Source organism: Sinomonas terricola, from assembly GCF_034931225.1.
Lineage (GTDB): Bacteria > Actinomycetota > Actinomycetes > Actinomycetales > Micrococcaceae > Sinomonas > Sinomonas terricola.
This window is the reverse complement of the sequence record NZ_JAYGGQ010000013.1, coordinates 139,504-163,982: the sequence shown is the minus strand read 5'-3', so window position 1 is coordinate 163,982 and position 24,479 is coordinate 139,504. Positions and strand designations below refer to the sequence as shown.

Annotated in this window: 21 protein-coding genes and 1 pseudogene; 5 read left to right on the top strand and 17 right to left on the bottom strand. The window is 71.4% G+C overall.

Annotation, left to right across the window (positions count from 1 at the left end):
- Positions 1-98: 98 nt before the first annotated feature.
- The 5 genes and pseudogenes from SPF06_RS16505 to SPF06_RS16485 all read right to left on the bottom strand — a co-directional run bounded on the left by SPF06_RS16505 (position 99) and on the right by SPF06_RS16485 (position 8,104).
- Positions 99-730 (bottom strand): annotated as a pseudogene (locus tag SPF06_RS16505) (transglycosylase family protein).
- 64 nt (positions 731-794) lie between these two features.
- Positions 795-4,208 carry a DEAD/DEAH box helicase gene (locus tag SPF06_RS16500; RefSeq protein WP_323280220.1) on the bottom strand — a complete coding sequence of 1,138 codons (3,414 nt, stop codon included), beginning with the start codon at positions 4,206-4,208 and terminating at the stop codon, positions 795-797.
- Between the two features lie 76 nt (positions 4,209-4,284).
- Entirely contained in the window at positions 4,285-5,640 is a 1,356-nt protein-coding gene (locus SPF06_RS16495; protein WP_323280219.1) for a UDP-glucose dehydrogenase family protein, read from the bottom strand.
- Positions 5,641-5,667: 27 nt separating this feature from the next.
- Entirely contained in the window at positions 5,668-6,828 is a 1,161-nt protein-coding gene (locus SPF06_RS16490) for a glycosyltransferase family 4 protein (protein WP_323280218.1), read from the bottom strand.
- A gap of 67 nt (positions 6,829-6,895) precedes the next feature.
- Positions 6,896-8,104, bottom strand: a complete 1,209-nt coding sequence (locus SPF06_RS16485) for an MFS transporter (RefSeq protein WP_323280217.1) — start codon at positions 8,102-8,104, stop codon at positions 6,896-6,898.
- Between the two features lie 48 nt (positions 8,105-8,152).
- Between SPF06_RS16485 and SPF06_RS16480 the strand changes: the two genes are divergently transcribed.
- The 3 genes from SPF06_RS16480 to purN all read left to right on the top strand — a co-directional run bounded on the left by SPF06_RS16480 (position 8,153) and on the right by purN (position 11,377).
- Positions 8,153-9,376: an oxidoreductase gene (locus SPF06_RS16480; protein WP_323280216.1), complete on the top strand. Its 1,224-nt coding sequence runs from the start codon at positions 8,153-8,155 to the stop codon at positions 9,374-9,376.
- A 63-nt stretch (positions 9,377-9,439) separates the two neighbouring features.
- Complete coding sequence (locus tag SPF06_RS16475) at positions 9,440-10,759, top strand: cell division protein PerM (protein WP_323280215.1); 1,320 nt, start codon at positions 9,440-9,442, stop codon at positions 10,757-10,759.
- Positions 10,760-10,789: 30 nt separating this feature from the next.
- Complete coding sequence (gene purN / locus SPF06_RS16470) at positions 10,790-11,377, top strand: phosphoribosylglycinamide formyltransferase (protein WP_323280214.1); 588 nt, start codon at positions 10,790-10,792, stop codon at positions 11,375-11,377.
- An 85-nt stretch (positions 11,378-11,462) separates the two neighbouring features.
- On the opposite strand, the gene SPF06_RS16465 is transcribed toward purN, so the two are convergent.
- Positions 11,463-11,906: a DoxX family membrane protein gene (locus SPF06_RS16465; RefSeq protein WP_323280213.1), complete on the bottom strand. Its 444-nt coding sequence runs from the start codon at positions 11,904-11,906 to the stop codon at positions 11,463-11,465.
- A 197-nt stretch (positions 11,907-12,103) separates the two neighbouring features.
- Between SPF06_RS16465 and purH the strand changes: the two genes are divergently transcribed.
- Positions 12,104-13,777, top strand: a complete 1,674-nt coding sequence (gene purH / locus SPF06_RS16460) for a bifunctional phosphoribosylaminoimidazolecarboxamide formyltransferase/IMP cyclohydrolase (RefSeq protein WP_323280240.1) — start codon at positions 12,104-12,106, stop codon at positions 13,775-13,777.
- Between the two features lie 208 nt (positions 13,778-13,985).
- On the opposite strand, the gene SPF06_RS16455 is transcribed toward purH, so the two are convergent.
- The 5 genes from SPF06_RS16455 to SPF06_RS16435 form a co-directional block, all read right to left on the bottom strand.
- Positions 13,986-14,177, bottom strand: coding sequence for a hypothetical protein (locus SPF06_RS16455; RefSeq protein WP_323280212.1), 192 nt, complete (start codon positions 14,175-14,177; stop codon positions 13,986-13,988).
- A gap of 117 nt (positions 14,178-14,294) precedes the next feature.
- On the bottom strand, positions 14,295-14,486 hold the full coding sequence (locus SPF06_RS16450) for a hypothetical protein (RefSeq protein WP_323280211.1): 192 nt from the start codon (positions 14,484-14,486) through the stop codon (positions 14,295-14,297).
- Between the two features lie 76 nt (positions 14,487-14,562).
- Positions 14,563-14,754, bottom strand: a complete 192-nt coding sequence (locus SPF06_RS16445) for a hypothetical protein (RefSeq protein WP_323280210.1) — start codon at positions 14,752-14,754, stop codon at positions 14,563-14,565.
- 61 nt (positions 14,755-14,815) lie between these two features.
- A complete protein-coding gene (locus SPF06_RS16440; RefSeq protein WP_323280209.1) occupies positions 14,816-16,159 on the bottom strand; it encodes a hypothetical protein in 1,344 nt (447 codons plus the stop codon).
- 175 nt (positions 16,160-16,334) lie between these two features.
- Positions 16,335-16,526, bottom strand: a complete 192-nt coding sequence (locus SPF06_RS16435) for a hypothetical protein (protein ID WP_323280208.1) — start codon at positions 16,524-16,526, stop codon at positions 16,335-16,337.
- 427 nt (positions 16,527-16,953) lie between these two features.
- Between SPF06_RS16435 and SPF06_RS16430 the strand changes: the two genes are divergently transcribed.
- Positions 16,954-17,889, top strand: a complete 936-nt coding sequence (locus tag SPF06_RS16430) for an ABC transporter substrate-binding protein (protein WP_323280239.1) — start codon at positions 16,954-16,956, stop codon at positions 17,887-17,889.
- Positions 17,890-17,981: 92 nt separating this feature from the next.
- On the opposite strand, the gene SPF06_RS16425 is transcribed toward SPF06_RS16430, so the two are convergent.
- The 6 genes from SPF06_RS16425 to SPF06_RS16400 all read right to left on the bottom strand — a co-directional run bounded on the left by SPF06_RS16425 (position 17,982) and on the right by SPF06_RS16400 (position 24,420).
- Positions 17,982-19,367, bottom strand: a complete 1,386-nt coding sequence (locus SPF06_RS16425) for an NtaA/DmoA family FMN-dependent monooxygenase (RefSeq protein WP_323280207.1) — start codon at positions 19,365-19,367, stop codon at positions 17,982-17,984.
- 29 nt (positions 19,368-19,396) lie between these two features.
- Positions 19,397-20,512: an LLM class flavin-dependent oxidoreductase gene (locus tag SPF06_RS16420; RefSeq protein WP_323280206.1), complete on the bottom strand. Its 1,116-nt coding sequence runs from the start codon at positions 20,510-20,512 to the stop codon at positions 19,397-19,399.
- A complete protein-coding gene (locus SPF06_RS16415; RefSeq protein ID WP_323280205.1) occupies positions 20,509-21,615 on the bottom strand; it encodes an LLM class flavin-dependent oxidoreductase in 1,107 nt (368 codons plus the stop codon). The genes SPF06_RS16420 and SPF06_RS16415 overlap by 4 nt, the downstream gene beginning before the upstream one ends.
- A 1-nt stretch (position 21,616) precedes the next feature.
- Complete coding sequence (locus tag SPF06_RS16410) at positions 21,617-22,594, bottom strand: ABC transporter substrate-binding protein (protein WP_323280204.1); 978 nt, start codon at positions 22,592-22,594, stop codon at positions 21,617-21,619.
- 69 nt (positions 22,595-22,663) lie between these two features.
- Positions 22,664-23,446, bottom strand: coding sequence for an amino acid ABC transporter ATP-binding protein (locus SPF06_RS16405; protein WP_323280203.1), 783 nt, complete (start codon positions 23,444-23,446; stop codon positions 22,664-22,666).
- The gene (locus tag SPF06_RS16400; protein WP_323280202.1) at positions 23,443-24,420 is read right to left on the bottom strand and encodes an amino acid ABC transporter permease; all 978 of its coding nucleotides are present in this window, start codon (positions 24,418-24,420) and stop codon (positions 23,443-23,445) included. Before SPF06_RS16400 ends, SPF06_RS16405 begins: the two co-directional genes overlap by 4 nt.
- Positions 24,421-24,479: the final 59 nt, after the last annotated feature.

Sequence of the window (24,479 nt, the reverse complement as noted above, 5' to 3'; positions counted from 1 at the left end):
TTGGCTGTTGATGCTGCGAGCTCGGCCGGCGCGTGCCGAGCCGAGAAGGCGAGGTGCCGTTTCGGCGGACAGGCCTCAGTCTGCCGGATGCCGAGGCATCATTGGGCCGGGAGCTGGAGAACCTGGCCCGGGAAGATGAGGTTGGGGTCGGAGATGATGCTCGCGTTGGCGTCGGCGAGAAGCTGCCAGCCACCCTTGACGCCAAGCTGCTCGGCAATGGCGCTCAGCGTGTCGCCGGACTTGACCGTGTAGGTCTGGCCCGTCACGGGAACCGAGGCTGCATGCTTCGGGGCGGACGGAGCCTGAGGCGCAGGGGCCTGGGCCGGAGCGGCCTTCACCGGGACGGGGGGCTGGGCCTGGGCCGGGGCGACCTGGGCTGGCGTCGGGTTCGCGCCCGCGGTGCCGTAGAGGCCGAGCTTGGCGGAGCATGCGGCCACGCGCCCCAGCCCTGGCTCGCGAGGACGCGCTCGGCGACCGCGATCTGCTGATCCTTGGAGGCCTGGTTCGGCATGCCCGTGCTGCCGTAGGACTGCCACGTGACGAGGGTGAACTGAAGGCCGCCGTAGTAGCCGTTGCCCGTGTTGATGGACCAGTTTCCGCCCGACTCGCACTGGGCGATGGCGTCCCACGTGGACGTGCTCGCCGCGTTCGCGGCGGGGGCGGCGAGGGCGGTGCCACCCAGAGCGGCGCCGGAAATGGCGGCGAGGGCGAGAGAACGGCGCGCAGCGATGGAGCCGGAAGTCTGCGTGCGCCGCCGATCCCTGACAGATCGAGGTCAGGAGATCCCGCGTGCGTCACTCGAGCAGGCTCCGCACGTCGTCGGCGGTGAGCGCCGAGGCGAACATCGCGTCGTCGTCCATGACGGACGTGAAGAGCGCGGCCTTCTTCTCCTTGAGCTCCATAACCTTCTCCTCGATGGTTCCGCGCGCGACGAGTCGGTAGGTCAGGACGGTGCGCGTCTGCCCGATCCGGTGGGTGCGGTCCACCGCCTGCGCCTCGGCCGCGGGATTCCACCACGGGTCGAGGAGGAAGCAGTAGTCGGCCTCCGTGAGGTTGAGCCCGAAGCCGCCGGCCTTGAGCGAGATGAGGAAGACGGGCGCCGTGCCCTCCTTGAAGGCGCGCACGACCTCGCCGCGCCGCTTCGTGGTCCCGTCGAGGTAGGCGAACTCGATCCCTTCCGCCGCGAGCCTCTCGCCCGCGCGCTTGAGGAAGGACGTGAACTGGCTGAAGATGAGCGCGCGGTGGCCCTCCGCGACGACGTCTTCGAGCTGTTCGAGGAGCACGTCGAGCTTCGCGGGGGAGACGCCGTCGAGCGCGGGGTCGACGAGCGACGGGTCGAGGGCCATGAGCCGCAGCAGGGTCAGCGAGCGGAAGACGATGAAGCGGTTTCGATCCAGATCCTCGACCAGCCCGAGCACCTTCTCGCGCTCGCGCTGCAGGTACTGCTCGTAGAGGCGCCGGTGCTTGGGGGAGAGCTCCACGTCGAGCCGCTGCTCGACTTTCTCGGGCAGGTCGCCCGCGACGGCCTCCTTGGTGCGGCGCAGCATGAGGGGCCGGACCCGACGGCGCAGACGGGCGAGCCGCTTCGCATCCCCGCCTTTTTCGATCGGCCGCGCGAATTCCTGCGCAAAATTGCTCGGCCCCGGGAACAGGCCCGGCGCGACGATCGCGAAGAGCGACCACAGCTCCATGAGGCTGTTCTCGAGCGGCGTTCCGGTGAGGGCGAGCTTGAAGGGCGCGTCGAAGTCCCGCGCGTATTGGTGCGCCTTGGTCGCGCGGTTCTTGAGGAACTGGGCCTCGTCCATGATGAGCCCGTCCCATTCGAGGGCCGAGTAGGCGTCGATGTCGAGCCGGAAGAGCGCGTAGCTCGTCACGACGATGTCCGCGCCCCGCGTCACCTCCGCGAGCGGGACACCTGCGGACGCCTCCGTGTCCGCGACCGCGACCGTCTGGAGCGAAGGAGAGAAGCGGGCGGCCTCGGCGGCCCAGTTGGGAACGACGGACGTCGGCGCGACGACGAGGAACGGGCGACGGCGGCGCTCCCCGTCGGCGTGAGGCGTCGCCTCGTGCGCCGCGCCCCGGGCGTGCAGGACGAGGGCGAGCGTCTGGAGCGTCTTGCCGAGCCCCATGTCGTCGGCGAGGACGCCGCCCAGCCCGTTCCGCCACAGGAACGCGAGCCACTGGAAGCCCTCGGACTGGTAGGGCCGCAGTTCGGCCTCGAGGCCGTCGGGAACCGGAACGGCCTCGAGCGCGCCGGGATCGAGGAGCCCGCGGACCGTCTCGCGCCAGCGCGGCGGCTGGACGGTCTCGCCCGCGATCTCGGCGATCTCGTCCCACAGCCCCGCCTGGTACAGGCTCAGCCTCGGGGGCTTGGGTGTGCCGCCCTCGACGCGCCATTCGCGCAGCTCGTGCGACGTCTCGATGAGCTCTTTGAGCCGCAGGATCTCCGGGGTGTCGATCCGGAACCACGACTTGTCCGGCAGCATGACCTTGGTGCGCCCCTTGGCGAGCGCGACGAAGACGTCTTGGAAGGCGATCTGGCGCCCCTCGATCGAGATCATGAGCCCGAGGTCGAACCAGTCGCGCTTCTCGCTCTCGACCGCGCTCAGCACGAGCTCGGGAACGCCGTCGAGCCGGCGATAGTCGGGCCGTTCCCCGCGCAGCACGACGTCGAGCCCCTCGACCGCGCGGAGCTCCGGGATGGTCCGCTCGGCGAAGTCGGCGAAGTCGGCGGTGTCGAGGTCGGCGAGCGTGGCGTCGCCGAGCGCACGATGGCCTCCCGGTGCCCGATGCCCCAGCGCACTGTCTTCGAGGGCGGCGGACGCCCGCTCGATCGCGGCTGCTTCGGCCGCCTCGTCCCGGACGTGGCGCTCGCCCGGCGACGAGTACAGCGGGACCTGGCGGACGTCGTCGCCCGTCCGGTACTCCCAGTGCCACGCGAGGCGCAGGCGATCCCGCGGCTCGAACGTCGCGGTCAGGACGAGCACGGGCGGCTCGACCGGCGGAAGCTCGATGCTCCCATCCCCGCTCGCGACGGCGAGTGTCCGTGCGAGATCGGGGTAGAGCTCGCTCAGGAACACGGCCCTGTCCGGCGCGGGCACCTCGATCGGCTCGGGCCGGCCCAGGAGCACGCGCTCGCGGGCCGTCAGCTGGCGGGCCGTCGGGCCGATCACGATGAACTCGTCCTTCCCCCGGACCATGACGGCGTACGCGCCGTGGTCCGAGATCGCGCCCGTCGCCGTCGGCGGGGCCGGAAGCCGCTCGCCCTCGAAGGCGAGAGACGGCGCAAGGGTGATGGCGCCGTCGTCGGCCGCGCTCACGTCGAGCCCGATCTCCGCCGAGCGCGCGCACACGACCTCGGCGCCGCCGCGCCCCGCCACGAGCTGGACCCCCGCGGCCTGCGCCTCGGCGAGGAGCGCCCAGAGGAGCGGGCTCGTGAAGTCGTCGATGTAGATCCACGGGTCGTTGGGGCGCCAATAGTAGGCGCCGGACGCGTGGTGGAGCGGGTAGAGCTGCTGGAGGAGGCGGAAGTGGGCGGCGTTGAACTCGCCCGCGGCATCGGGGCGGCTGAACGTCTGCCACGAGAGGTTCCCTCGCAGCCAGCGCTTCGTCTGAGCGTTCCAGCTCACGGGGCGGATGCCGAGCTTGGTCCCCTCGCGGTGCTGGCGGGCGAAGGCGCGCCCGAACTTCTTGACCTTGTGGGCGTCGAGGTCGCGCAGTTCGAACTGGACGCCAAGCGCCGCGGGGTGCGGCCGCCGAGCGCCCGCGCGGCCAGCCGCCGGCGGGGCGAGGATCTCGTCGAGCGCCGTGCGCCAGCCGGGGGCTCTTGCGGACGACGGCGCGGCGTCGCCGCCCGCGGTTGCGAGACCCATGCGCGAGCGCAGCGTCTGCTCATTCGCGGCGAGGACGGTCGCGAGCATGTGCTTGCAGTCGGTTCCGACAGGGCACGAGCACCATCCGCCGTCGTACGCGTCGCGGCCTCCGGTGTGCCGGATGCGGATGACGCACTCGTACGGCTCTTCCTCGCCGCCCTGCACGCGCGAGGTCAGCTGGCCCGCTGCGGCGTCCCAGTCCAGCTCGAGGACGTGCCCGCCGCGCGCGTACGCCGTCGCGCGGGCCATCGTCGCGGGGCCGACGGCCTTGAGGAGGCTCGGCACGTCCACGAGCGGCAGCGTGCTAGGCAGCTCAGACGAAGGGGAGGAGGACACCTTGCCATCCTCCCACGCACGCCCGACAGAACAGTCGGGGGAAGATCGCGGAGATGAGCGGGGAGGCCGAACCGCCTCAGCCGGCCGGAACGTCGGAGAGCCGGCGAGCCCCGGTGCCGAGCCCGCGGAACGTCCAGCCCGCGGCCCGCCACGCGTCGCCGTCGAGCACATTCCGTGCGTCGACCATGACCGGGCGCGAGACGCGCTCGGCGAGATCGATCGGATCTATCGCCCGGAACTCCGCCCACTCGGTCACGAGCAGCACGATCTCGGCGCCGTCGCACGCCGCCGCGACCGAGGTCTCGAACTGGAGCTGCGGGTAGCGCATCCACGCGTTGTTGATCGCCTTCGGGTCCGTGACCGTCACGTGCGCACCGGCCTGGGCGAGGCGGAGCGCAACGTCGATCGCGGGCGAATCGCGGATGTCGTCCGTGTCCGGCTTGAACGCGGCCCCGAGGACGGCCACGCGCCGCCCTGACACCGATCCGCCGCACAGCTCGCTCGCGATCTCGGCAACGCGCGTGCGCTGGTTGATGTTGATCTCGTCGACGAGCCCCATCCACGCGTCCACGGACTCGACCCCGAGCTCTCGCGCCTGCGCCCGGAACGAGCGGATGTCCTTGGGCAGGCACCCGCCGCCGAAGCCGAGGCCCGCCGCGAGGTAGCGCTGGCCGATGCGGGGGTCGAGGCCCATCGCCGCGGAGAGCTGCGTGACGTCCGCTCCGGCCGCGTCGCACAGCTCCGCCATCGCGTTGATGTAGGAGAGCTTCGTCGCGAGGTACGCGTTCGCCGCGGACTTGATGAGCTCGGCGGTCGCGAAGTTGCACACGATGCGCGGCACGCCCGCGTGCAGGAGCGGCGCGTAGACCTCGTCGAGCGCGCGCACGACGGCGCTCGCGGCCTGCGCGCCCGGCGCGAGGTCGGCGTCGTCCACCCCGTACACGAGGCGATCCGGCACGAGAGAGTCCTTGACCGCCGTGCCCTGCCGCAGGAACTCGGGGTTCCACGCGAGCTCGGCGCCAGCCCCCACGAGCCATCCGCGCACCCGCTGGACCGTTCCGACGGGCACGGTGGACTTGCCGACGACGACGGAGCCCGCCCGCGCGCGCTCGGCCAGCGAGCGGGTGGCCGCCTCGAGGTATGCGAGGTCGGCGAGCTCGCTCGTCTTCGACTGCGGCGTGCCGACGCACAGGAAGTGCACGTCGCAGTCCGCGACGAGGTCCATGTCGGTTGTGAAGGCGAGCCGGCCGGTGGCCCGCCCGTCCCGGAGCAGATCCTCGAGGCCGGGCTCGAAGAACGGCGCGAAGCCGCGCGCGAGATGCCCGACCTTCTCGGCATCGGTGTCGACGCCCACCACATCGTGGCCCATCGACGCGAGGGTCGCTGCGTGGACTGCCCCGAGGTAGCCGCATCCGATAACCGAGATCTTCATGGGGTTCCTTTCACTGCTTGGCCGCGGTCAGCGCTGGGAGACGAGCGTCCGAGCCGCGATGACGTCTTCGTAGTGGCCCACGAGCTGATCGCAGATCGAGGACCAGGTGCGCCCCTGGACCGTGCGCAGGGCAGCCTCGGCGAACGCGGCTCGCTTCGCGTCGTCGCCGATGAGGTCCTGGACGTAGGAGCGCATCTCGTCGAGCCGGCCCGGGGTGTAGAGCCAGCCGGTCTTGGAGTTCTCGACGAGGTCGAGGGGCCCGCCGCGGCCCGTCGCGACGACCGGAACGCCCGAGGCCATGGCCTCCTGGATGGTCTGGCAGAACGTCTCGAACTCGCCCGGGTGGACGAAGAGGTCGAAGCTCGCCATCATCCGCGCGAGGTCTTCGCCGCCCTGGAAGCCGGCGAAGTGCGCCGTGGGGAGCTGCGCCTCGAGCGTCTGCCGGAGCGGGCCGTCCCCGACGATCACGAGCTTCGTGTCCGGCAGGTCGGCGAGCACGCGCAGGTCCTCGACCTGCTTCTCGGCGGCGAGGCGGCCCACGTAGCCGATGATCTTCTGCTGCCTCCGGTTCGTTCCCCCGCCCGCGGAGGGGACCGTGATCGAGGCCCGCCACGCGGCGTCGCGCTTCGCGGGGCTGAACCGCTGGGCATCCACGCCGCGGCGCCACAGCTCGATGTCGAAGATGCCGCGCCCTCGCAGCTGGTTCATGGCGAACGACGACGGCGCGAGCGTGCGGTCCGAGAGGAGGTGGATCTTCTCGACGCGCTCCCACGCCCAGTTCTCGAGGAACGGGAAGCCATACCGGGCTGCGTAGCTCGGCACCTCGGTCTGATAGATCGCGACCGTCGGGATGCCGAGGCTGCGAGCCGCGCGCACGGCACGCCAGCCGAGCTCGAACGGCGAGGCGAGGTGGACGACGTCGGGCGCAAACTTCCGCAGGATGCGCTTGACCTTCGGGACCGCGCCGAACGCGACCCGGACCTTCGAGTAGCCCATCATCGGCATGGCGGGGAGGCGGCGTACGAGGGCGCCGGAGACGTACTCGGGCTCGGAGGTCGCCTCGCCCGCGGGGGCGATGACGAGGACGTCGTCGCCGCGTTCCTGGAGATGGTCAAGGACCCGCAGAACCGAGTGGGTCACGCCATTCATCTGCGGAAGGAACGATTCGGCAACTATCGCTATCCTCACGCTTCCACGGTCACGGCGGCGCCTAACGGGACGGCGGAAACGCCGTGACGCGGAGGGGAAGGGTTGGTTAACGCGCGGCGTCGGGGCTGCCGCGGGGAGCGACCGCGGCGATGGCGGCAACCGCGACGGCGAGCGCGCCGAGCCCCCAGCCGATCCCCGCCGCGGCCGCGACGGAGCCGACGAGGAGCGGCCCGCCGGCGTCGCCCAGCTCGCGGCCGAGCTCTGCCGAGCCCATCGTGCGCCCCATGCGCTCGTGCGGGGTCGCGTCGGCGAGATGCGCGAACGCGACAGGCGTCGCGACGCCGATGCCCGAGCCGACGAGCAGCGCGGCGGCGTAGACGGCGATGCCCGCCCATGCGCCTGCGGCCAGGGCCCCGCATGCTGCCACGAGGACGCCCGCGACGATGGCTGCGAGGCCGCCCGTCATCCCGGCCCGGTCCGTGATCCTGCCCGCGTCGCGGAGGCGTCCGATCTGCGGCTGCACGACGGACGAGGAGAGGGCGAGCACGGTCACGACGGCGATGCTCGCGGCCGTGCCGAGGCCCTCTTTGGCAGCGAGCGCGGGGAGGAAGCCGACCGCCGCGCCGAGCGAGCCTGTGGCCGCCGCGAGCACGGCCGTGGGACCGACGAATGAGCGTTCGCTCAGCTGGCGGACAAGGTCCGCGAGCCTGTAGCGGGGCCGGGGGAGCGGGTCGAGGCGCGGCATCGCGACCGCGACCCACACCGAGACGGCGAGCGCGAGCCCTGCGAGCACGCCGAATAGGAGCGGGAATCCGCCAATAAGGAGGGCCCCCGCCCCGATGAGCGGTCCGAACGCGTAGCCGAGCCCCTTCCACGCCCCATAGCGGCCGAAGTACCGGCCCGTGCTCGCGCCCGCGACCCGCGCGACGCTGGCCGAGGACGCGGGCGAGAACGCCGAGGCTGCCGCGCCCTGGCCCAGCCGGGCGAGCGCGAGGGCGAGCGGCTGAGCCCACTCGATGCCCACGGCAGACGCGAGCGCGAAGCCGATCAGGCCTCCGACGATGACAGGCTTCGGCCCGATCCGGTCCGCGAGCGATCCGAAGACGGGCTTGAGGAAGACCTCGGCGACGTCGTAGAGGGCCAGGAGCACGCCGAGCACGAGGAGGTTGGCGGCGATGCCGTGGCCGCCCGCGCCGGCTTCCGCGCCGAGGCCGGCCGCGACGCTGTGGGCCCCGAAGGCCGTCGTGAAGCCAGCCGCATAGAGGGGCGCGACGGAGGCCCGGGTCGGCGTTCCCAGGCGGTTGGTTTGGCTCACAGGGCGAGTCTAAGGAGGGGCACCGACAACGGTAGCCCGCGAGGGTGAGTGACCAAGATCACGCGGTCTGTGACGCCCACTGGAAATGACCGACCGGATTCGGCTGTTGCCGCCACCATGACGCTTGAGTTCACTGAAGAGAACACCGCTGCCCACGCAGCCACCCTCGAGGACCTGTTCACGCCCGTCGAGCTCGGATCGCTCAGGGTCCGGAACCGCTTCGCGATGGCCCCCATGACGCGCGAGTTCTCCCCAGACGGGACCGTGACGGACGAGGTCGCCTCGTACTACGCGCGCCGCGCGGCGGCCGGCGTCGGCCTGCTCATCACGGAAGGCGTCTACGTCTCCGAGGACTCAGGCCCGAGCACGCGGGTGCCGCGCCTGTTCGGGGAGGTCCAGCTCGCGGCCTGGACGCGGCTCGTCGAGGCCGTGCACGCCGAGGGCGGCCTCATCGCGCCGCAGCTCTGGCACCTCGGCGCGGAACGGGGCGATCACCCCGCCTACAACGCCGAGCTGCCCACCCTGAGCCCGTCGGGCCTCTCCTCCTCGGGCAAGAGCCGTGGCCGTGCCGCGACCATCGATGAGCTCGCCCGCATCCGCGACGACTTCGCGCGGGCCGCCGCCGCCGCGAAGGACGCCGGGTTCGACGCCGTCGAGCTCCACGGCGCCCACGGCTACCTCCTCGACCAGTTCCTCTGGGAGGGCACCAACAAGCGCGACGACCAGTACGGCGGCTCGCTCGAGGCGCGCACGCGGTTCCCGGCCGAGGTCGCCGCCGCGGTGCGCGACGCCGTCGGCCCCGATCTCCCCGTCATCTTCCGGTTCTCGCAGTGGAAGTCGGGCGACTACGCCGCCCGCATCGCCAACTCCCCGGCCGAGCTCGAAGTGCTCCTCGGCCGCCTCGCGGAGGCAGGCGTCTCGGTGTTCCACGCGTCGACCCGCCGCCACTGGGAGCCGGCGTTCCCCGAGGCCGAGGGCCCGGACGGGCAGCTCGGCCTCGCGGGCTGGGCGAAGAAGGTCACGGGTCTGCCCTCGATCGCGGTCGGCTCGGTGGGACTCGACGAATCGTTCCAGGTCGCGTTCCAGGCCGACGGCCATGCTGGGGTGTCGGGACTCGGGCCCGTGCTCGAGCAGCTCGGCCGCGGCGAATTCGATCTCGTAGCCCTCGGCCGCGTGCTCCTCAGCGACCCCGCGTGGATCGAGAAGATCCGCGACGGCCGGCATGAGGAGATCCGCCCGTTCCGCGCCGAGGACCGCGAAACCCTGAGCTGAGTCCCCGGCCCGGACGGTGCGCCTGAACCGGCTCCCGAGCCGCGCGTGGCAGAGTGGATCGCGATGAAATTGCGCGCCGACCAGTCCGGGCTCCGAGGCCTCCCCATGCCGCTGTGGCTCCAGGGCGCCGTCGAGTCGTTCCAGGCGGTGCTCATCTCCGCCGTCGGTGTGCTCGTCCCCATCGCGGCGGTATGGCTCACGGGCGGCTTCGGTTCCTTCCCTCTGGACCACGCGGCGCGCCTCGGCGGGCAGGCCTGGCTTGTGGTCCACGGCGTCCCGCTCCGGCTGAACGGTGCGGGCGTGGCGGCCGACGGCGGCGCCTCGCCGACGTCGAGCGTCCTCGCGTTCGTGCCCCTCGGCTTTGCGCTCATCCCGTTCTTCCTCTCGTGGCGAGCGGGGCGCCGCCTCGCCCGCGCGTCGTACGCGGACACGCTGTGGCAGGGCCTCCTCGGGGCCGCGGCCCTCTACGCGGCCGCCGGGTTCGCGACCGCGTTCGTGTGCAGCACGCCCGAAGTGAGCGCGGGCGTGGGGCTCGGCGCCGCGGTCCCGCTCGTCCCGGTGCTCCTCGGCCTCGTCGTCGGGGCGCGCCGCGAGGCCGGCTCGTGGGCGCGCCTCATCGGGGTCGAGGCCGTCGACTGGATCTCCCGCACGGGCCAGTACTCGCGCTGGGCCGGGAGCTACGCGTGGGCCATCATCCGCGCGGGCTACGTCTCGGCGGTTGGAGCGCTCGGCCTCTCCGCGGCGCTCCTCACGGTGGACCTCGCCGTGAGGTGGGCGGACATCGCAACGGTGTACGAGGCCCTCGGGGCCGGCGGCGTCGGCGGTGCCGCGCTCACGCTCGCGCAGCTCGGCTACGCTCCGAACCTCGCGGTGTGGACGCTCGGCTGGTCCTCCGGGGCGGGCGTGTCGCTCGGCGTCGGCTCGAGTGCGAGCGCCCTCACGACGGCCGTGGGCCCGCTTCCGCCGATCCCCGCGCTCGCGGCCATCCCGACCTCGTCCGTGCCCGTGGCGTCCGCCGCGCTCGTGCTGCCCGTCATCGCCGGCGTGTTCGGCGGCTGGTGGTTCCAGCGCGCGGGGGAGGACCACTTCGACGAATGGCTCGCGATCAAGGTTCCCGCGCGCTGGTTCACGGCCTCGGTCTCGGCCCTCGTCGTGGGCGCGCTCGTGGGCCTCGTCGGCGGAGCGCTGTGCGCCGGGGCTGCGTGGCTCGCGGGCGGATCCGGGGGGGTGGGGCGCTTCACGCAGCTCGGCCCGAACCCCCTCTGGACGCTCGTGTGGGTCGGGGCAGAGACCGCGATCGGCGCCGTCCTGGGCTACGCACTTGGGCCGTGGCTCGAACGCGGGCAGCTCGCCCGCGCGGAAGGTGTCGCGGCCAAGGCGTGACGCGGCCGGAGCACCGAATATCGTTGACCCATGCGCATCGTGGTCCTCGTCTCCGGCACCGGCTCCAATCTCCAAGCTGTCATCGACGCGGCGAAGGCCGGTGACCTCGATCTCGAGATCGCGGCCGTAGGGGCCGACCGGGAGGGGACCTACGGGATCGAGCGCTCCGAGGAGGCCGGGCTCGAGACCTTCGTCGTGAACTTCAACTCATTCGCGACCCGCGCCGAGTGGGACGCCGCGCTCGCCGATCGCGTGGCCTCCTACGCGCCGGATGTCGTCGTCTCGTCGGGCTTCATGCGGATCGTGAGCGCAGACTTCATCGAGCGCTTCGGGGGGCGCTACGTCAACACGCACCCCGCCCTCCTGCCCGCGTTCCCGGGCGCGCACGGGGTGCGCGATGCGCTCGCCTACGGCGTCAAGGTCACAGGGTGCACGGTCCACTGGGCCGACGCGGGCGTGGACACGGGGCCCATCATCGCCCAGGAGGCGGTCGCCGTCGAGCCGGACGACGACGAGGAGAGCCTCCACGAGCGGATCAAGATCGTCGAGCGGAGGCTCCTCGTCGACGTGCTGCGTCGGCTCGCGGCCGGGGAGCTTGCGCCGCCGGCCACGGTCTGATCGGCGGCGCCGTTCAAAACGCCACAACTCGCGGACGTCCCGGCCGAAAAACGCGCTCAGGCCCCGCGAATTGTGGCGGTAGGCCTCAGGCCTTGACAGGCTTCGCCGGCTTGGGGTCCTTGCGCCGCTTGCGGTCGACGAGTAGCGCGAGGCCGATTGCCGCGAGCCACGAATCCTTCGCCATCGCGACGCCCGCGGGCGTCGGGCGGACGCCGTCGGCGTGGGTGAGGCCGGGGGTCTTGGCGTACGTCGCAACGAGGCCGACCCCGAACGCCGTGAGGCCGAGGGCAGCGAGCTTCGTCGGCACGAACGGCAGCACGAGTGCCGAACCGAGCGCGATCTCGCTCGCGGCAAGCGCCTTGCCGAACGTCGCGGCCGGGATCTGCTTGACCTGCGGGATCGCGTTGGCCGCCATGTTCTGGATGGCCTCGGCACTCTCTTCGTCGAGCGAGAGCTTGGAGACGCCCGAATTGATCATGTAGGCCCCGGTGGCAAGGCGCAGGATGGCGTGGCTCGGCGTGAATCCCATGAGTTCTCCTTCAATCCGCTCGCGTCAAGAGTGTCCCCGCGTTGCGAGGCGCGCCTTCAGCCTAGGGAGCCGGGGCGCGATTGTCAGCCCGTGCGCCTCCGCGCCGCCGGGCGGCTCATGCCTTCGCCCCGGCCCTCGATAGAATGAGGCCGACCACACCCCTTGACGTGCCGTGCGCGAGAGACGAGTGCCCCGTGATCCAGCTTGACCGTGTTCCCATCCGACGTGCCCTCATCTCGGTCTACGACAAGACCGGCCTCGAGGACCTCGCGAAGGGCCTCCACGCGGCCGGGGTGCGGATCGTCTCGACGGGCTCGACGGCGAAGCGCATCGCCGCGATCGGCGTGCCGGTGCAGGGGGTCGAGGAGGTCACGGGCTCGCCCGAGATGCTCGACGGCCGCGTCAAGACCCTGCACCCGCGCGTGCACGGCGGCATCCTCGCGGACCGCCGCGTCCCCGAGCACATGAAGACGCTCGAGGAGTTCGAGATCGAGCCGTTCGACCTCGTCGTCGTCAACCTCTACCCGTTCGTCGACACCGTGCGCTCGGGGGCGGCGATGGACGACGTCGTCGAGCAGATCGACATCGGGGGCCCGGCTATGGTGCGCTCGGCCGCGAAGAACCACGCTGCCGTCGCTGTCGTCGTCGACCCCTCGTTCTACGGCGAGGTCGTCGCCGCGGCCGCGGCGGGCGGCTTCGATCTCAAGACGCGCCAGCGGCTCGCCGCGAAGGCATTCGCCCACACGGCCGCCTACGACACCGCGGTCGCGACGTGGACGGCCAGCCAGTTCCTCGACGAGGACGCCGAGGGCGTCGTGCAGTGGCCCGCCTACGCGGGCCTCGCGCTCGAGCGCTCCGAGGTGCTCCGCTACGGCGAGAACCCCCACCAGCAGGCCGCGATGTACGTCGACAAGGCGGCGCCCGCGGGCATCGCGCAGGCCGACCAGCTCCACGGCAAGGCCATGAGCTACAACAACTTCGTCGACGCCGACGCCGCCCTCCGCGCCGCGTTCGACTTCGCCGAGCCCGCCGTCGCGATCATCAAGCACGCGAACCCGTGCGGCATCGCCGTCGCGACCCCCGGCGCCGAGGACCCGATCGCGGACGCGCACCGCAAGGCCCACGCGTGCGACCCCGTCTCGGCCTACGGCGGCGTCGTCGCGGCCAACCGCACGGTGTCGAAGGGGATGGCGGAGACGCTCGCGGGCATCTTCACCGAGGTCGTCGTCGCGCCCGACTTCGCGCCCGAGGCCGTCGAGATCCTCTCCAAGAAGAAGAACATCCGCCTGCTCGCGCTTCCCGAGGGCTACGACCGGTACCCGACTGAGTTCCGCCAGATCTCGGGCGGCATGCTCGTGCAGGTCTCCGACCGTCTCGACGCCGCGGGCGACGACCCCGCGAACTGGACGCTCGCCGCGGGCGAGCCGGCGGACGAGGCGACGCTCGCGGACCTCGCGTTCGCGTGGAAGGCCTCGCGCGCGGCGAAGTCCAATGCGATCCTCCTCGCGAAGGACGGCGCCTCGGTCGGTGTCGGCATGGGCCAGGTCAACCGCGTGGACTCGTGCCGCCTCGCGGTCGAGCGCGCGAACACGCTGGGCGTCGCGGTGGAGTCCGCTGTCGACGCGCCCGGCGGGGCAGCAGGCGGCGGCGTGGAGGCCGACGGCGGGGCCGCGCCCAAGCGGGCGCGCGGAGCGGTCGCGGCGTCGGATGCGTTCTTCCCGTTCGCGGACGGCCTTGAGATCCTGCTCGACGCCGGGGTCCGGGCTGTCGTGCAGCCGGGCGGATCGATCCGGGACGACGAGGTCATCGCGGCCGCGCAGGCCGCGGGCGTGACGATGTACTTCACGGGTTCACGTCACTTCTTCCACTGACGGCGCGGGGCACCGCGTTCCGCCCTCCGAACTGTCCAGCGCTGCGCCGAGCTCCCCAACTTTAGGCTTCACGTCACGGCGCGCCGCGGGGAACCACCGGCGAGTTGCGCCGTCGTGCGTCTGAACGCTGGGGAGCACGGCGGAAGACCACGGGGGCACGCAAGGAGGGAGGCCCGGGCAACCGGGCCTCCCTCCTTCGCGTCGGGGCTCAGCCCTGCGTGACGGTCACGCCCTGAAGCGCGGTGCTGTTCGCGAGCGAGAGGATCGTGGTCGCGTTGACGGCGTACGACGCGTTCTGGGCCGCGATGAGGGCCGAGTTGACGTCGAACAGGAGCGTCTCGCGGCCCGGGAGCAGGTCGACGGTTTCGGCGGACAGTTCTGCGATGGTGAGCTTGGTCATGATGATCTCCTGAGGTGGTGGCGCCTCGGCGCCGGGGGTGTGGCTGGGGTGAAGGCCGGTCCGGGCGCCGAGCGGGGGTTTCCCCTCCGCAGGGCGCCGGGTCCCGGCCGGGGCCGGTCAGTGCTGGAGCACGCCGACGAACTGGAGCGCGGTGGCGTTCGCCGTCGACCCGACGGTTGCGGCGTTGACCGCGATCGCGAGGTTGACTGCGACGACGGGCGCGACGTTGATGTCGAAGAGCATGGTGTCCCGCTGCGGGAGCAGCTCGGCATGCTCGACGGCGACGTCCGCGGCAGTGAATGCCGTCATGATGTCCTCCTAGGTGGTGTGGGCGGCCCGGCGCGGGTCTGGGTGGGTGCAGCGCGGCCGGGACCGCGGGTCACGATCAGTGCTGGTTGACCGTGATCCCCTGGAGCGCCACGCTGTTCGCGGACGAGAGCACGGTTGCCGCGTTCACGGCGAAAGAGGCGTTCGTCGCGGCGACGAGAGCGGAGTTGAGGTCCCACACGAGGGTCTCGCGTCCGGGGAGCAGCTCGACATCCTCGGCGGCGAGGTCGGCCATGGTGAGCTTCTGCATGATTTTCACCCCCTTTCAGGGTCTTGGTCGGTGACTCTCAACGGGTGAGAGCTGGTCCGGATCAGCTGTGGCGGCCGGTCCGGAGCTTGGGCCGCTGCGACAGGTGCCGCGGGCGGGGAGTCGTGAGGCGGGGCGTGAGCCGGCGGATGACGGCCCGCGTGATGGTCCCGAAGGCCTGCGCGAGCATGAGCACCGAGCCGATGGCCGGGAGGGCGAGCATCCCGATCGCGAGGAGCGCGAGGACGGCGTCGATCGGCTGGCCGGCGGCCAGCGCCAGGGAGAGGTGCCGTGCGTGGGCGGTGATCGCCTGGATCGCCGTCGTGAGGATGTAGGGGAGGCTCACGGCGAGCCAGACGGTGACGCCGGCCAGGAACGGCACGACGACGAGGACCCAGCACGTCACGATGAGCCGCGAGGCCGGCCTGAGTTCGCTCACTCTCGGATCGGCCGGGCGCCCGGGCACGAGGCTCCGGAGCACGGGCCCCACACGGGCGAAGAGGTCTGGGACGCCCGCAAGGTCGGCGAGAACGAAGTAGCCGTCGAGGCGGATCGCGGGCGGGAGCTGCTGCACCATCTGGAGCTGGGTCATGATGATGAGCAGGAGCAGGAGCGGGCTGTCCGTCGCGAGGTACACGAGGCCCATCGCGAGAACCCACCAGAGGTGGAAGTAGAGCCCGCCGAGATCGGTGCGGATGCGCCCGGCGCGGCTGAGCCGGTACGAGTCCGTGACGTCCGTGTAGAACGCGGGAAAGACGACGTAGAGCCCGACGCCGATCACACCCGGCGTCGCACCCCCGTAGCGGCACGCGGTCGCGTGGCCGATCTCGTGGACGAGCGCGCCGAGGCTCATGAGGACGAAGAGCCCGAGGAGCATCGCGGGCGTCATGAGGACGTCGCTGAGCGCGGCGCCCGCGTTGGAGGTCACGAGGATCCGGACGTCGAGGGCGACGAGCGCGAGGCACGCCGCGACGACGACGGGGACGGCGTAGAGAGGGCGGAGGAGCCGCGAGAGGCGCACGACGGCGCGTTTCGGCACGATCGTCGCCTTCGCCCTGAGCGCGAGGAGCGGCGTCGCCGTGGGCGCGGGGGCCGCGGCTGCGGTTTCCGGATGCTCGAGGAGCCCGAGCGGTTCGAGCTTGGCCTCCGCGAGGAGGGTGAGGCCATCGACGTCGAGCTCTTTGCCGAAGCGCGCGCTCACGCGCCGGGCGAGCTCTCCCGACGCGAGCGGCCGGGCGGCCTCTTCGACGATGCGGTGGAGGAGCTCGCTCAGCTGCACGACCTGCCCGTCCGCGCGCCGCACGAGGTACGTCGAGCGATTGAGCCCCGATCCGGAGACGAGGCCCAGGAGCTCGATCCCGGCCGCGCGCTGCCAGCGCTGCGGCGCTGCGGCGAGTGCTTGCGTCATGGCCGGTTCTCCTGGGGGTGTCTGGCTGGTTCGGGAAGAAGCGTGGGTCGGCAGGGGAGCCGGGCGGTGGGTCGCGAGGAGGCGGACGACGGCGGCGCTCGCCAGTGCGGGAGTCCCTCCGGGTCTCCGGGGCGGCCGTGCTGGGAGGTGGCCGCCCCGGGATGGCCCGGCCGGGTCAGCCCTGCGTGACCGTGATGAATTGGCCGGCGGCGCTGTTCGCGACCGAGCCGAACGTCACAGCGTTGAGGGCGACCGAGCTGTTCGAGGCGAGGATGCCCGTCCAGTTCACGTCGAACATGAGGGTCTCGCGGCCCGGGAGCAGCTCGACGGTCTCGGCGGTCAGTTCGGTGATGGTCAGCTTCGTCATGGGACTCAACTCCTTGGTTGGGGGTTTCTGTTTGGGTTGGCGATCGAATCGCTGGAGTTATTCCATCGAATGGATTGTTATCGGTGCGTTACTGCTGCGTTATCAGGCTGACGTGGGTGAATGCTGCGCCGGAGGTGACGCCCCGCGACGTTCCGTGACCGCGCATTGCCCCGCGTTGCCGCGGATTTCTACCTTTTTCGGCGTGCGTCGGCGGCTTTGAGAGGGCCTCTTGCGAGCGTGTTCAGTGGTCGCATATGCGGCCCACGAGGGCCGCCCCAGCACCCGGAGTTCCCAGATGACACGATTCCCAGCCCGCCCCGCCGAACGCGAGGCCCCTCGCTCGCCTGCCGCCCGCCGTCGCACGCGTGCCGGGCACACCGCCGTCGTACGGGCCAACGTCGCAAAGGCCACCGTGGCCACCGTCGCGATGGCCGCCGTCGCCCTCGCCGGGCTGAGCGCGTGCGCGGACCCCGGCGCCCAGGCCGCGGGCACCACGAGCCAGCCCACCGTGGCGGGCAAGATCTTCAACCTCACGCCCCAGCAGGACCGCATCCAGGCGCCCAAGGATGACGCGGCTGCGGCCCTCGTTCCCGCAGACATCAAGGCGCGGGGCAAGCTGACCGTCGTCACGACGGGCGGCAGCGCGCCGCTCACGTTCTTCGCGACCGACAACAAGACGCTCATCGGGAACGAAGTCGACCTCGCCTACGCGATCGGGCAGACGCTCGGCCTGACCGTCGAGGTCTCGCCGGTCGCGTGGGCCGACTGGCCGCTCGGCGTTGAGTCCGGGAAGTACGACGCCGTGCTCTCGAACGTGACGGTCACCGAGGCCCGCAAGGAGAAGTTCGACTTCGCGAGCTACCGGAACGACCTCCTTGGCTTCTACGCCAAGAGCGACTCGACAATCGGCGAGATCAAGGAGCCCAAGGACGTCGCGGGCAAGCGCATCATCGTGGGCTCCGGAACGAACCAGGAGGCGATCCTCGTCAAGTGGGACCAGCAGAACAAGGCGGCGGGCCTTCCAGCGGTCCAGTTCCAGTATTACGACGACGACTCCGCGTCTTCGCTCGCCATCCAGTCCGGTCGCGCTGATCTCACCTTCGGTCCGAACGCGAGCGCTGCCTACAAAGCCGCACGGGACGGCAAGACGAAGCAGGTCGGCACACTGAACGGCGGATGGCCGCTCACTGCCCAGATCGCGTTCACGACGAAGAAGGGGAACGGGCTCGCGGCTGCGGCGCAGGCCGCGCTCAACAAGCTCATCGCCTCGGGGGCGTACGGGAGGATCCTCGACCGGTGGGGCCTGACCTCGGAGGCCGTCCCGCACTCGGAGCTCAACCCGCAGGGCCTGCCCAAGAGCTGAGACGTGGCCTTTGGTTCGGCGAGAGCTGGCCACGGGTTCGGCGAGAGCTGGCCACGCGTGGGGATTCCATCGCGTGGCCAGCTCTCGCAGCCTCAGGCCCAGCTCGTGGCCGGGAGCTCGAGGCCGAGGTGCTCGCGCAGGGTCGTGCCCGTGTACTCGGCGGGGTACACGCCCCGCGACTGGAGCTCGGGAACGAGGCGCTCCACGATGTCGTCGAGGCCGCTCGGCACGAGCCATGGCGAGATGTTGAAGCCGTCCACGGCCCCGACGCGCGCGTACTCCGCGAGGCGGTCGGCGACCTCGGAATACGAGCCGACGAAGCTCCGCGACGCCCGGGCATTCCGCTGGCGCACGAACTCGAGGATGCTCCAGCCCTTCTCCGAGGCCTCGGCACGCCACGATGCGGCGAGCTCGCGCGCCTTCGCCCCGTGGAAGCCGCTCCCGCGCGTCTCGGAGGTCGTCTCGACGGCGGGGTCGACGTCGGGGAGCGGCCCCGCGGGATCGTAGCCGCCGAGCGGCCGGCCCCAGAACTGCTCAAGATACGCGATGGCCTGCTGCGGCCCGATCTGGAGCTCGCGGAGCCACGCGAGCTTCTCGCGCGCGGCCGCGGGCGTCTCCGCGAGCACGAACTCGCTCGCGGGCATGATCTTGAGCGATTCGGGCCGGCGCCCGGCGGCGAGGGTCCGGGACACGAGGTCCCGCCGGAACTCCACGGCGTCCTCGAAGCCCGGATGGGCCGAGAAGATGACGTCCGCGCGCCGGGCCGCGAAGTCGCGCCCCTCGGGCGAATCGCCGGCCTGGAACAGGACGGGCCGCCCCTGCGCGCTGCGGGGAAGCCGCGGCTCGTAGTCCACGGTGTAGTGCTGGCCCTCGCGGCGCACGGGCCGCACGGAGTCGGGCGCAAGCCAGCGCCGCGCCGTCGTGCTCCCTCGCGCATCCGAGGCGAGCGCGCCGGGACGCCACGAGTCCCAGATCTCGAGCGCGGCCTCGACGAACGCCTCGGCGTGCCGATACCGGTCCGCGTGGGCGAGGTAGCCGCCGCGGCGGAAGTTTGCGCCGGTCCACGCGTTGTCCGTCGTGACGACGTTCCAGGCCGCGCGACCGCCGGAGAGGAGATCGAGCGAGGCGAGGCGATGGGCGAGGTCGGCCGGATCGTTGTACGTCGTGTTCTGCGTCGCGACGAGACCGATCCGGGTCGTCACCGACGCCAGCGCGGCGAGCATGGTCTGGGCGTCGGGGCGGCCGGCGACGTCGAGCTCGTGGATCCGCCCCAGGTGCTCGCGCAGCCGTAGCCCCTCGCCGAGGAAGAACGCTGCGAACAGGCCGCGCTCGGCGGTCTGCGCGACGCGGCGGAACGATTGGAAGTCCGTCTGCGAGCCCGATTGCGGGAGCTTCCACACGGTGCCCGAGTTGACGCCCTGGAAGAAGACGCCGAACTGGAGTTTGCCGCTCGGCGTGAAGTCGGGATGGATGCTCATGGGTGCGCCTTTCAGATCGTGGAATCGGCTCAGATCGTGGAATCGGCGGTCGGCGCCGGATACACGGGCAGGGGCCCGGCGGCGTAGCGGCTGGGCGGGCGGCGCAGCCCGAGGCGGTATCGCAGGGACGTGTCCGGGACAGTCGGGGCCAGGAGGCCGCGACGGCGCAGTTCGGGAAGGACGAGCTGGGCAAGCTCGGGGAGGTCGACGTCGAGCACGGCAGGGTGGAGCCGCACGCCGTCGGCCACGCGGAGGAGCTCGCCGAGGTAGTCGGCGAGCTCGGCCGCGCCGCCCGCGAAGAGCGCGTGCGGGGACTCCCACGAGGACGTCGCGTCGAGCGCCGCGAGCCGTTCGCCTCCCGTTTGGCCTCGGGCGTCGAGGACGAGGTCGAGCTCGGCCACGACCACGTGCTCGGGGTTCTCCTCGCGCACGAGGGCGGCCTCGGCGAGGAGCAGGTCCCACGCGGGAGCGGTTGTGAGGAGCACGTCAGCCTCGGCGGGCGGAACCTGGCCATAGGGGGCGAACACGGGGAGCTGGCCCTGCGGCGGCCGCGGAATGATCGAGGGCCCCTTGATCGAGAAGCTGCGCCCGCGGAACTCGGCATAGTGCACGCGCGAGGCGTCGAGGTAGCGGCCGGTCGCGCCGTCGCGGATCTCGGCGTTGTCCTCCCACGTGTCCCACAGGCGCCGGATCACCTCGATGGCGTCGGCGCCCTCTGCGAACGCCTCGTCCGCGGAGAGGGGGCCGCGCCCGACGGCGGCATGTCGCGGGGCGGAGCCGTCGACGACGACAAGCCAGCCCGCCCGCCCGTAGCTCACGTAGTCGAGGCTCGCGAGCTGGGTTGATACGTGGAACGGCTCGGTCGACGTCGCCTCGACCTGGGGCACGAGCGCGATGGTCCGCGTGAGCGGCGCGGCGTGGGCCGCGCGCTGGACCGCGTCGAGCCGCCCGCGCTCGTCGGCACCGCCCACCGGCAGCGGATCGGAGAAGGTCGCGAAATGGAAGCCTGCCGACTCGGCGTCGAGCACGCGCCGCAGCGAGCGCTCGGGGGAGAAGGCGTGCGACGGCGGTGTGGCGGCGAAGCGCCAGCCCGAGGGATGGGCGTCGTCCAGGTCGAGGCCGACGAGTCCGTTGGATCGTGTCATGATGCGGCTCCTTGCGTGCTGAGTGAGGATTCGGCGCGGCCTGCGTAGGGATCCCCGTCCTCCCACAGCGTGGTGGGCGCCGCCGCGCGGACCGCGGGGATGACCTCGAGGGCGAAGCGCTCGAGGACGTCGAGCTGCTCCTCGAACGGCAGGACGGTCGGGAGCGAGACGGACTGGAGGTCGTGTCCGTAGAGCTCGTGGTAGGAGAGGATCTTGTCCACGATCTGCTGCGGGCTGCCCACGAGCGAGGGGCCCTCGGCCACCGCGTGGTCGATGTCCCGGAACGGCGTGTTGTTCCCCGGAACGTCTCGGGCCGCGGTCAGGGCCTCATAGACCCGGCCGAAGCGGCGCTTCGCCTCCTGGGTCGTGTCCGCGATGAAGATCCCGCCCGCGCCGCTGCCCGAGCCGAGATACGCGTGCCTGGGGTCGTGGCCGTGGTCGGCATACTGCTCGCGCCAGTGGTCGATGAGCACCTTGTAGTTCTCGCGCGGCTGGATCGCGTTGGCCGTGTAGAGCGGTTCGCCCCACTTCCCGGCGAGTGCGGCCGACGCGAGAGACGTAGCACTGCCGTGCCAAATCCTGGGCGGGCCGGAGAACGGGCGGGGGAGCGCCGTCGTCGGCTGCTCGAGCGGCGGCCGGAAGCGCCCGCGCCACGTGACGCCCTCCTCGCGCCAGAGGCGCCGCAGGAGCTCGTGCTTCTCCGCGAGAAGCTCCCATTGGTCCGCGAGGTCGAGCCCGAAGAGCGGGTACTGGAGCACCTCGTTGCCCTTGCCGACCGTGATCTCGAGGCGCCCGCGGGAGAGCTGGTCGACGGTCGCGTAGTCTTCCGCGACGCGCACTGGGTCGAGGACGGAGAGGACCGTGACCCCCGTGTGCAGCCGGAGGCGGGAGGTCGAGACGGCGATGGCAGCCAGAAGGGTCGCGGGCGAGGAGGAGAGGAACTCGCCCGCGTGCCGCTCCCCGACGGCGAACGAGTCGAAGCCGAGGGCCTCGGCGCGCCGGGCGGTCTCGATGACCTGGGCGAGCCGATCCGCAGGGCGCACGCGCTCGCCCGTGATCGGATGTCGATGATGCGGGATGATGTCGAGGAGCTGGAACTTCATGTCAGCTCCCTGCCTTTTGCGCGAGCGATTCGGACGTGACGGTCTCGGACTTCTGGACGGCCTCGTCGCCGAGGCCCCACCGGTCAAGGACCTTGCGGTACGAGCCGTCCGCGATTGCCGAGTTGACCGCGGCCGTGATCGCGTCGGCGAGCCCGTTGCCCCGCTTCGTGGTCGCGGCGACGAGCGTCTCCTTGGGCCAGCCCGCGTTGACCTTGCCGACCACCTTGAGGTCGTCGCGCGTCGCGGCCCGGTACACGACCGAGGGGTACGGCGCGAGGTTGAGGTCGATGCGCCCGGACGAGAGTGCGAGGATCGTGTCCGCGTCCGAGGCGTAGTAGCTCAGCTCGGCCGGCGCCTTGCCGCGCGCCTGGAGATCCTTGTTCCACGCGAGCAGGATCTTCTCCTGGTTCGTGCCGGAGCCGACGGCGACCTTCTTGCCCGAGACGTCGTCCGCGCCGCTCACCGTGAACGTGGCCGACTTCCTCGCCTCGAAGCCCATGAACGCGGCACGGTACGTCGAGAAGTCGAAGAGCTTCGCGCGGTCCGCGTTGATCCCGACGTTCGAGAACACGGTCTCGAACGCGCCCGACTGGGTCTTGAGCGGCCAGTTCTCCCACGACGTCTGCTGGAGGTCGAGTTCGAGGCCGAGCTTGTCCGCGACGAGCTGCGCGATATCGATCTCTGAGCCGATGAGCGTGCGGTTGTCCGTGGCCTGGAAGCTCAGCGGGATCGAGCCGCCGGTTGTCGCGACGGTGAGCTTGCCGTCCGCGCCGATCGCCGCCGGGACCTTCGCGGCCGCCGCCGCATCCTTCTGCGCGCGGATGCGTTTCTGCTCCGGGGCGAGGTTGTAGTGGACGCCGTTCGACGGCGTGGCCGTCGCCCCGGCGGCCTGGGCCCCCGGATCGGCGCACCCGGCGAGCGCGAGGACGACGACGGCGGAGGCGGCCCAGGCGGGCAGCGGGCGGTGGACGCGAGTCAAGGGGACTCCTTTCTCAAGGTCAACGAGTGGCCACCTCTCGACAAACGCGTGGCCACTTCTCGACGGCGGTCAGATCTGGAAAGTTGGTTCGATCACCTTGGACAGGAACGCGCGCGTGCGCTCCTCGCGGGGCGCCCCGAAGATCTGGGCGGGCGTCCCCTCCTCGACGATCGCGCCGTCGTCCATGAAGACGACGCGGTCGGCGACGTCGCGCGCGAAGCCGAGCTCGTGCGTCACGACGATGAGCGTGGTCCCGGAGGAGGCGAGGTCTCGGATGACGTCGAGGACTTCGGAGACGAGCTCGGGGTCGAGCGCCGAGGTGGGCTCGTCGAAGAGGACGACTTTCGGATCGAGCGCGAGAGCGCGGGCGATCGCGACGCGCTGCTGCTGTCCGCCCGAGAGCTGCCGCGGATAGGCCTCCGCTCGCTCGGCGAGGCCCACTCGCCCGAGCAGTTCGAGCCCCTTCGCGCGTGCCTCGGCCTTGGGCCGCCGCTGCGCGTAGACGGGAGCCTCTGCAACATTCTCGAGGGCCGTGAGGTGGGGGAACAGGTTGAACGCCTGGAAGACGAAGCCGATCTCCGCGCGCTGCCGGAGCACCTCGTGCTCGCGCAGTTCGTGGAGCCTGCCCCGCGCGGGGCGGTAGCCGACGAGTTCGCCGTCGATGGCGACGAAGCCGCCGTCGACCCTCTCGAGGTGGTTGATGGTCCGCAGGAGGGTCGACTTCCCCGAGCCCGACGGCCCCAGGATGACGACGACCTCGCCCGGCTGGACCGTGAGCGAGACGCCCTTGAGCACCTCGTGCGCTCCGAAGGACTTCCGGACGTCGGCGATCTCGACGAGCCCCGTGGTCATCGCACACCTCGCGCGTGCAGCGAGAAGAACGCCGAAAGGAAAGCGCTCGCGCGCTGAAGCGGCGTCGGCGGCAGGGTGCGCACGGCGCCCCGCGCGAAGTGCCGCTCGATGTAGTACTGTGCGACGCTCAGCACGGACGTGATGACGACGTACCAGACCGTCGCGACGAGCAGGAGCGGGAGCACCTGCTGCGTCCGGTTGTAGATGACCTGAACGGTGTAGAACAGCTCGGAGTAGGCGAGCACGTACACGATCGAGGTCCCCTTGACGAGCCCGATCACCTCGTTGAACGCCGTTGGGAGGATCGCGCGCATGGCCTGCGGGAGCACGATGCGCGTTGAGCGGCGCCAGGCGGGGATGCCGAGCGCGGCCGCAGCCTCGAGCTGGCCCTGGTCGACGGAGAGGATGCCGCCGCGGATGATCTCCGCCGAGTACGCGGCCTGGTTGAGCGTGAGGCCGAGGAGGGCGGCCGCGAATTGGCTGATGAGCGTGGTGGTGGGCGCCTCGAAGAACCGCACGTCGGTGAACGGGATGCCGAGGCTGACCTTCTCGTACAGGTACCCGAGGTTGTACCAGAGCAGGAGCTGCACGAGCAGAGGCGTGGATCGGAAGATCCACGAGAACGTCCACGCGACGCTCACGAGCAGCGGCGACGAAGAGAGCCGCATGAGCGCGAGCACGAAGCCGAGGAGGAAGCCGAGCGTCCCCGCGATCGCGGTGAGCTTGAGCGTCTCGACGAGGCCCGCAAGCACCGATTGCGCGGTGAACCATTGGGCCACGACGCCCCATTCCCAGCGGGGATTCGTCGCGAGGCTCCAGAGGATGGCGAGCGTGACGAGGGCGACGACGGCGGTGCCGGCCCAGCGCCACGGGTGCCGCGCGGGGACCACGGCGTAGGCGGCGTAGTCGGGCTTCCCGACGGGCCGCGGTGGGGCCGCAGGGATGGCGCCTGCGATCGATGAAGCGGCGGACATGAGGTTCTCCTCGGGGCGGGTGATGGTTTGTGGATGGCCCGCCGATGGATGACAGGTCA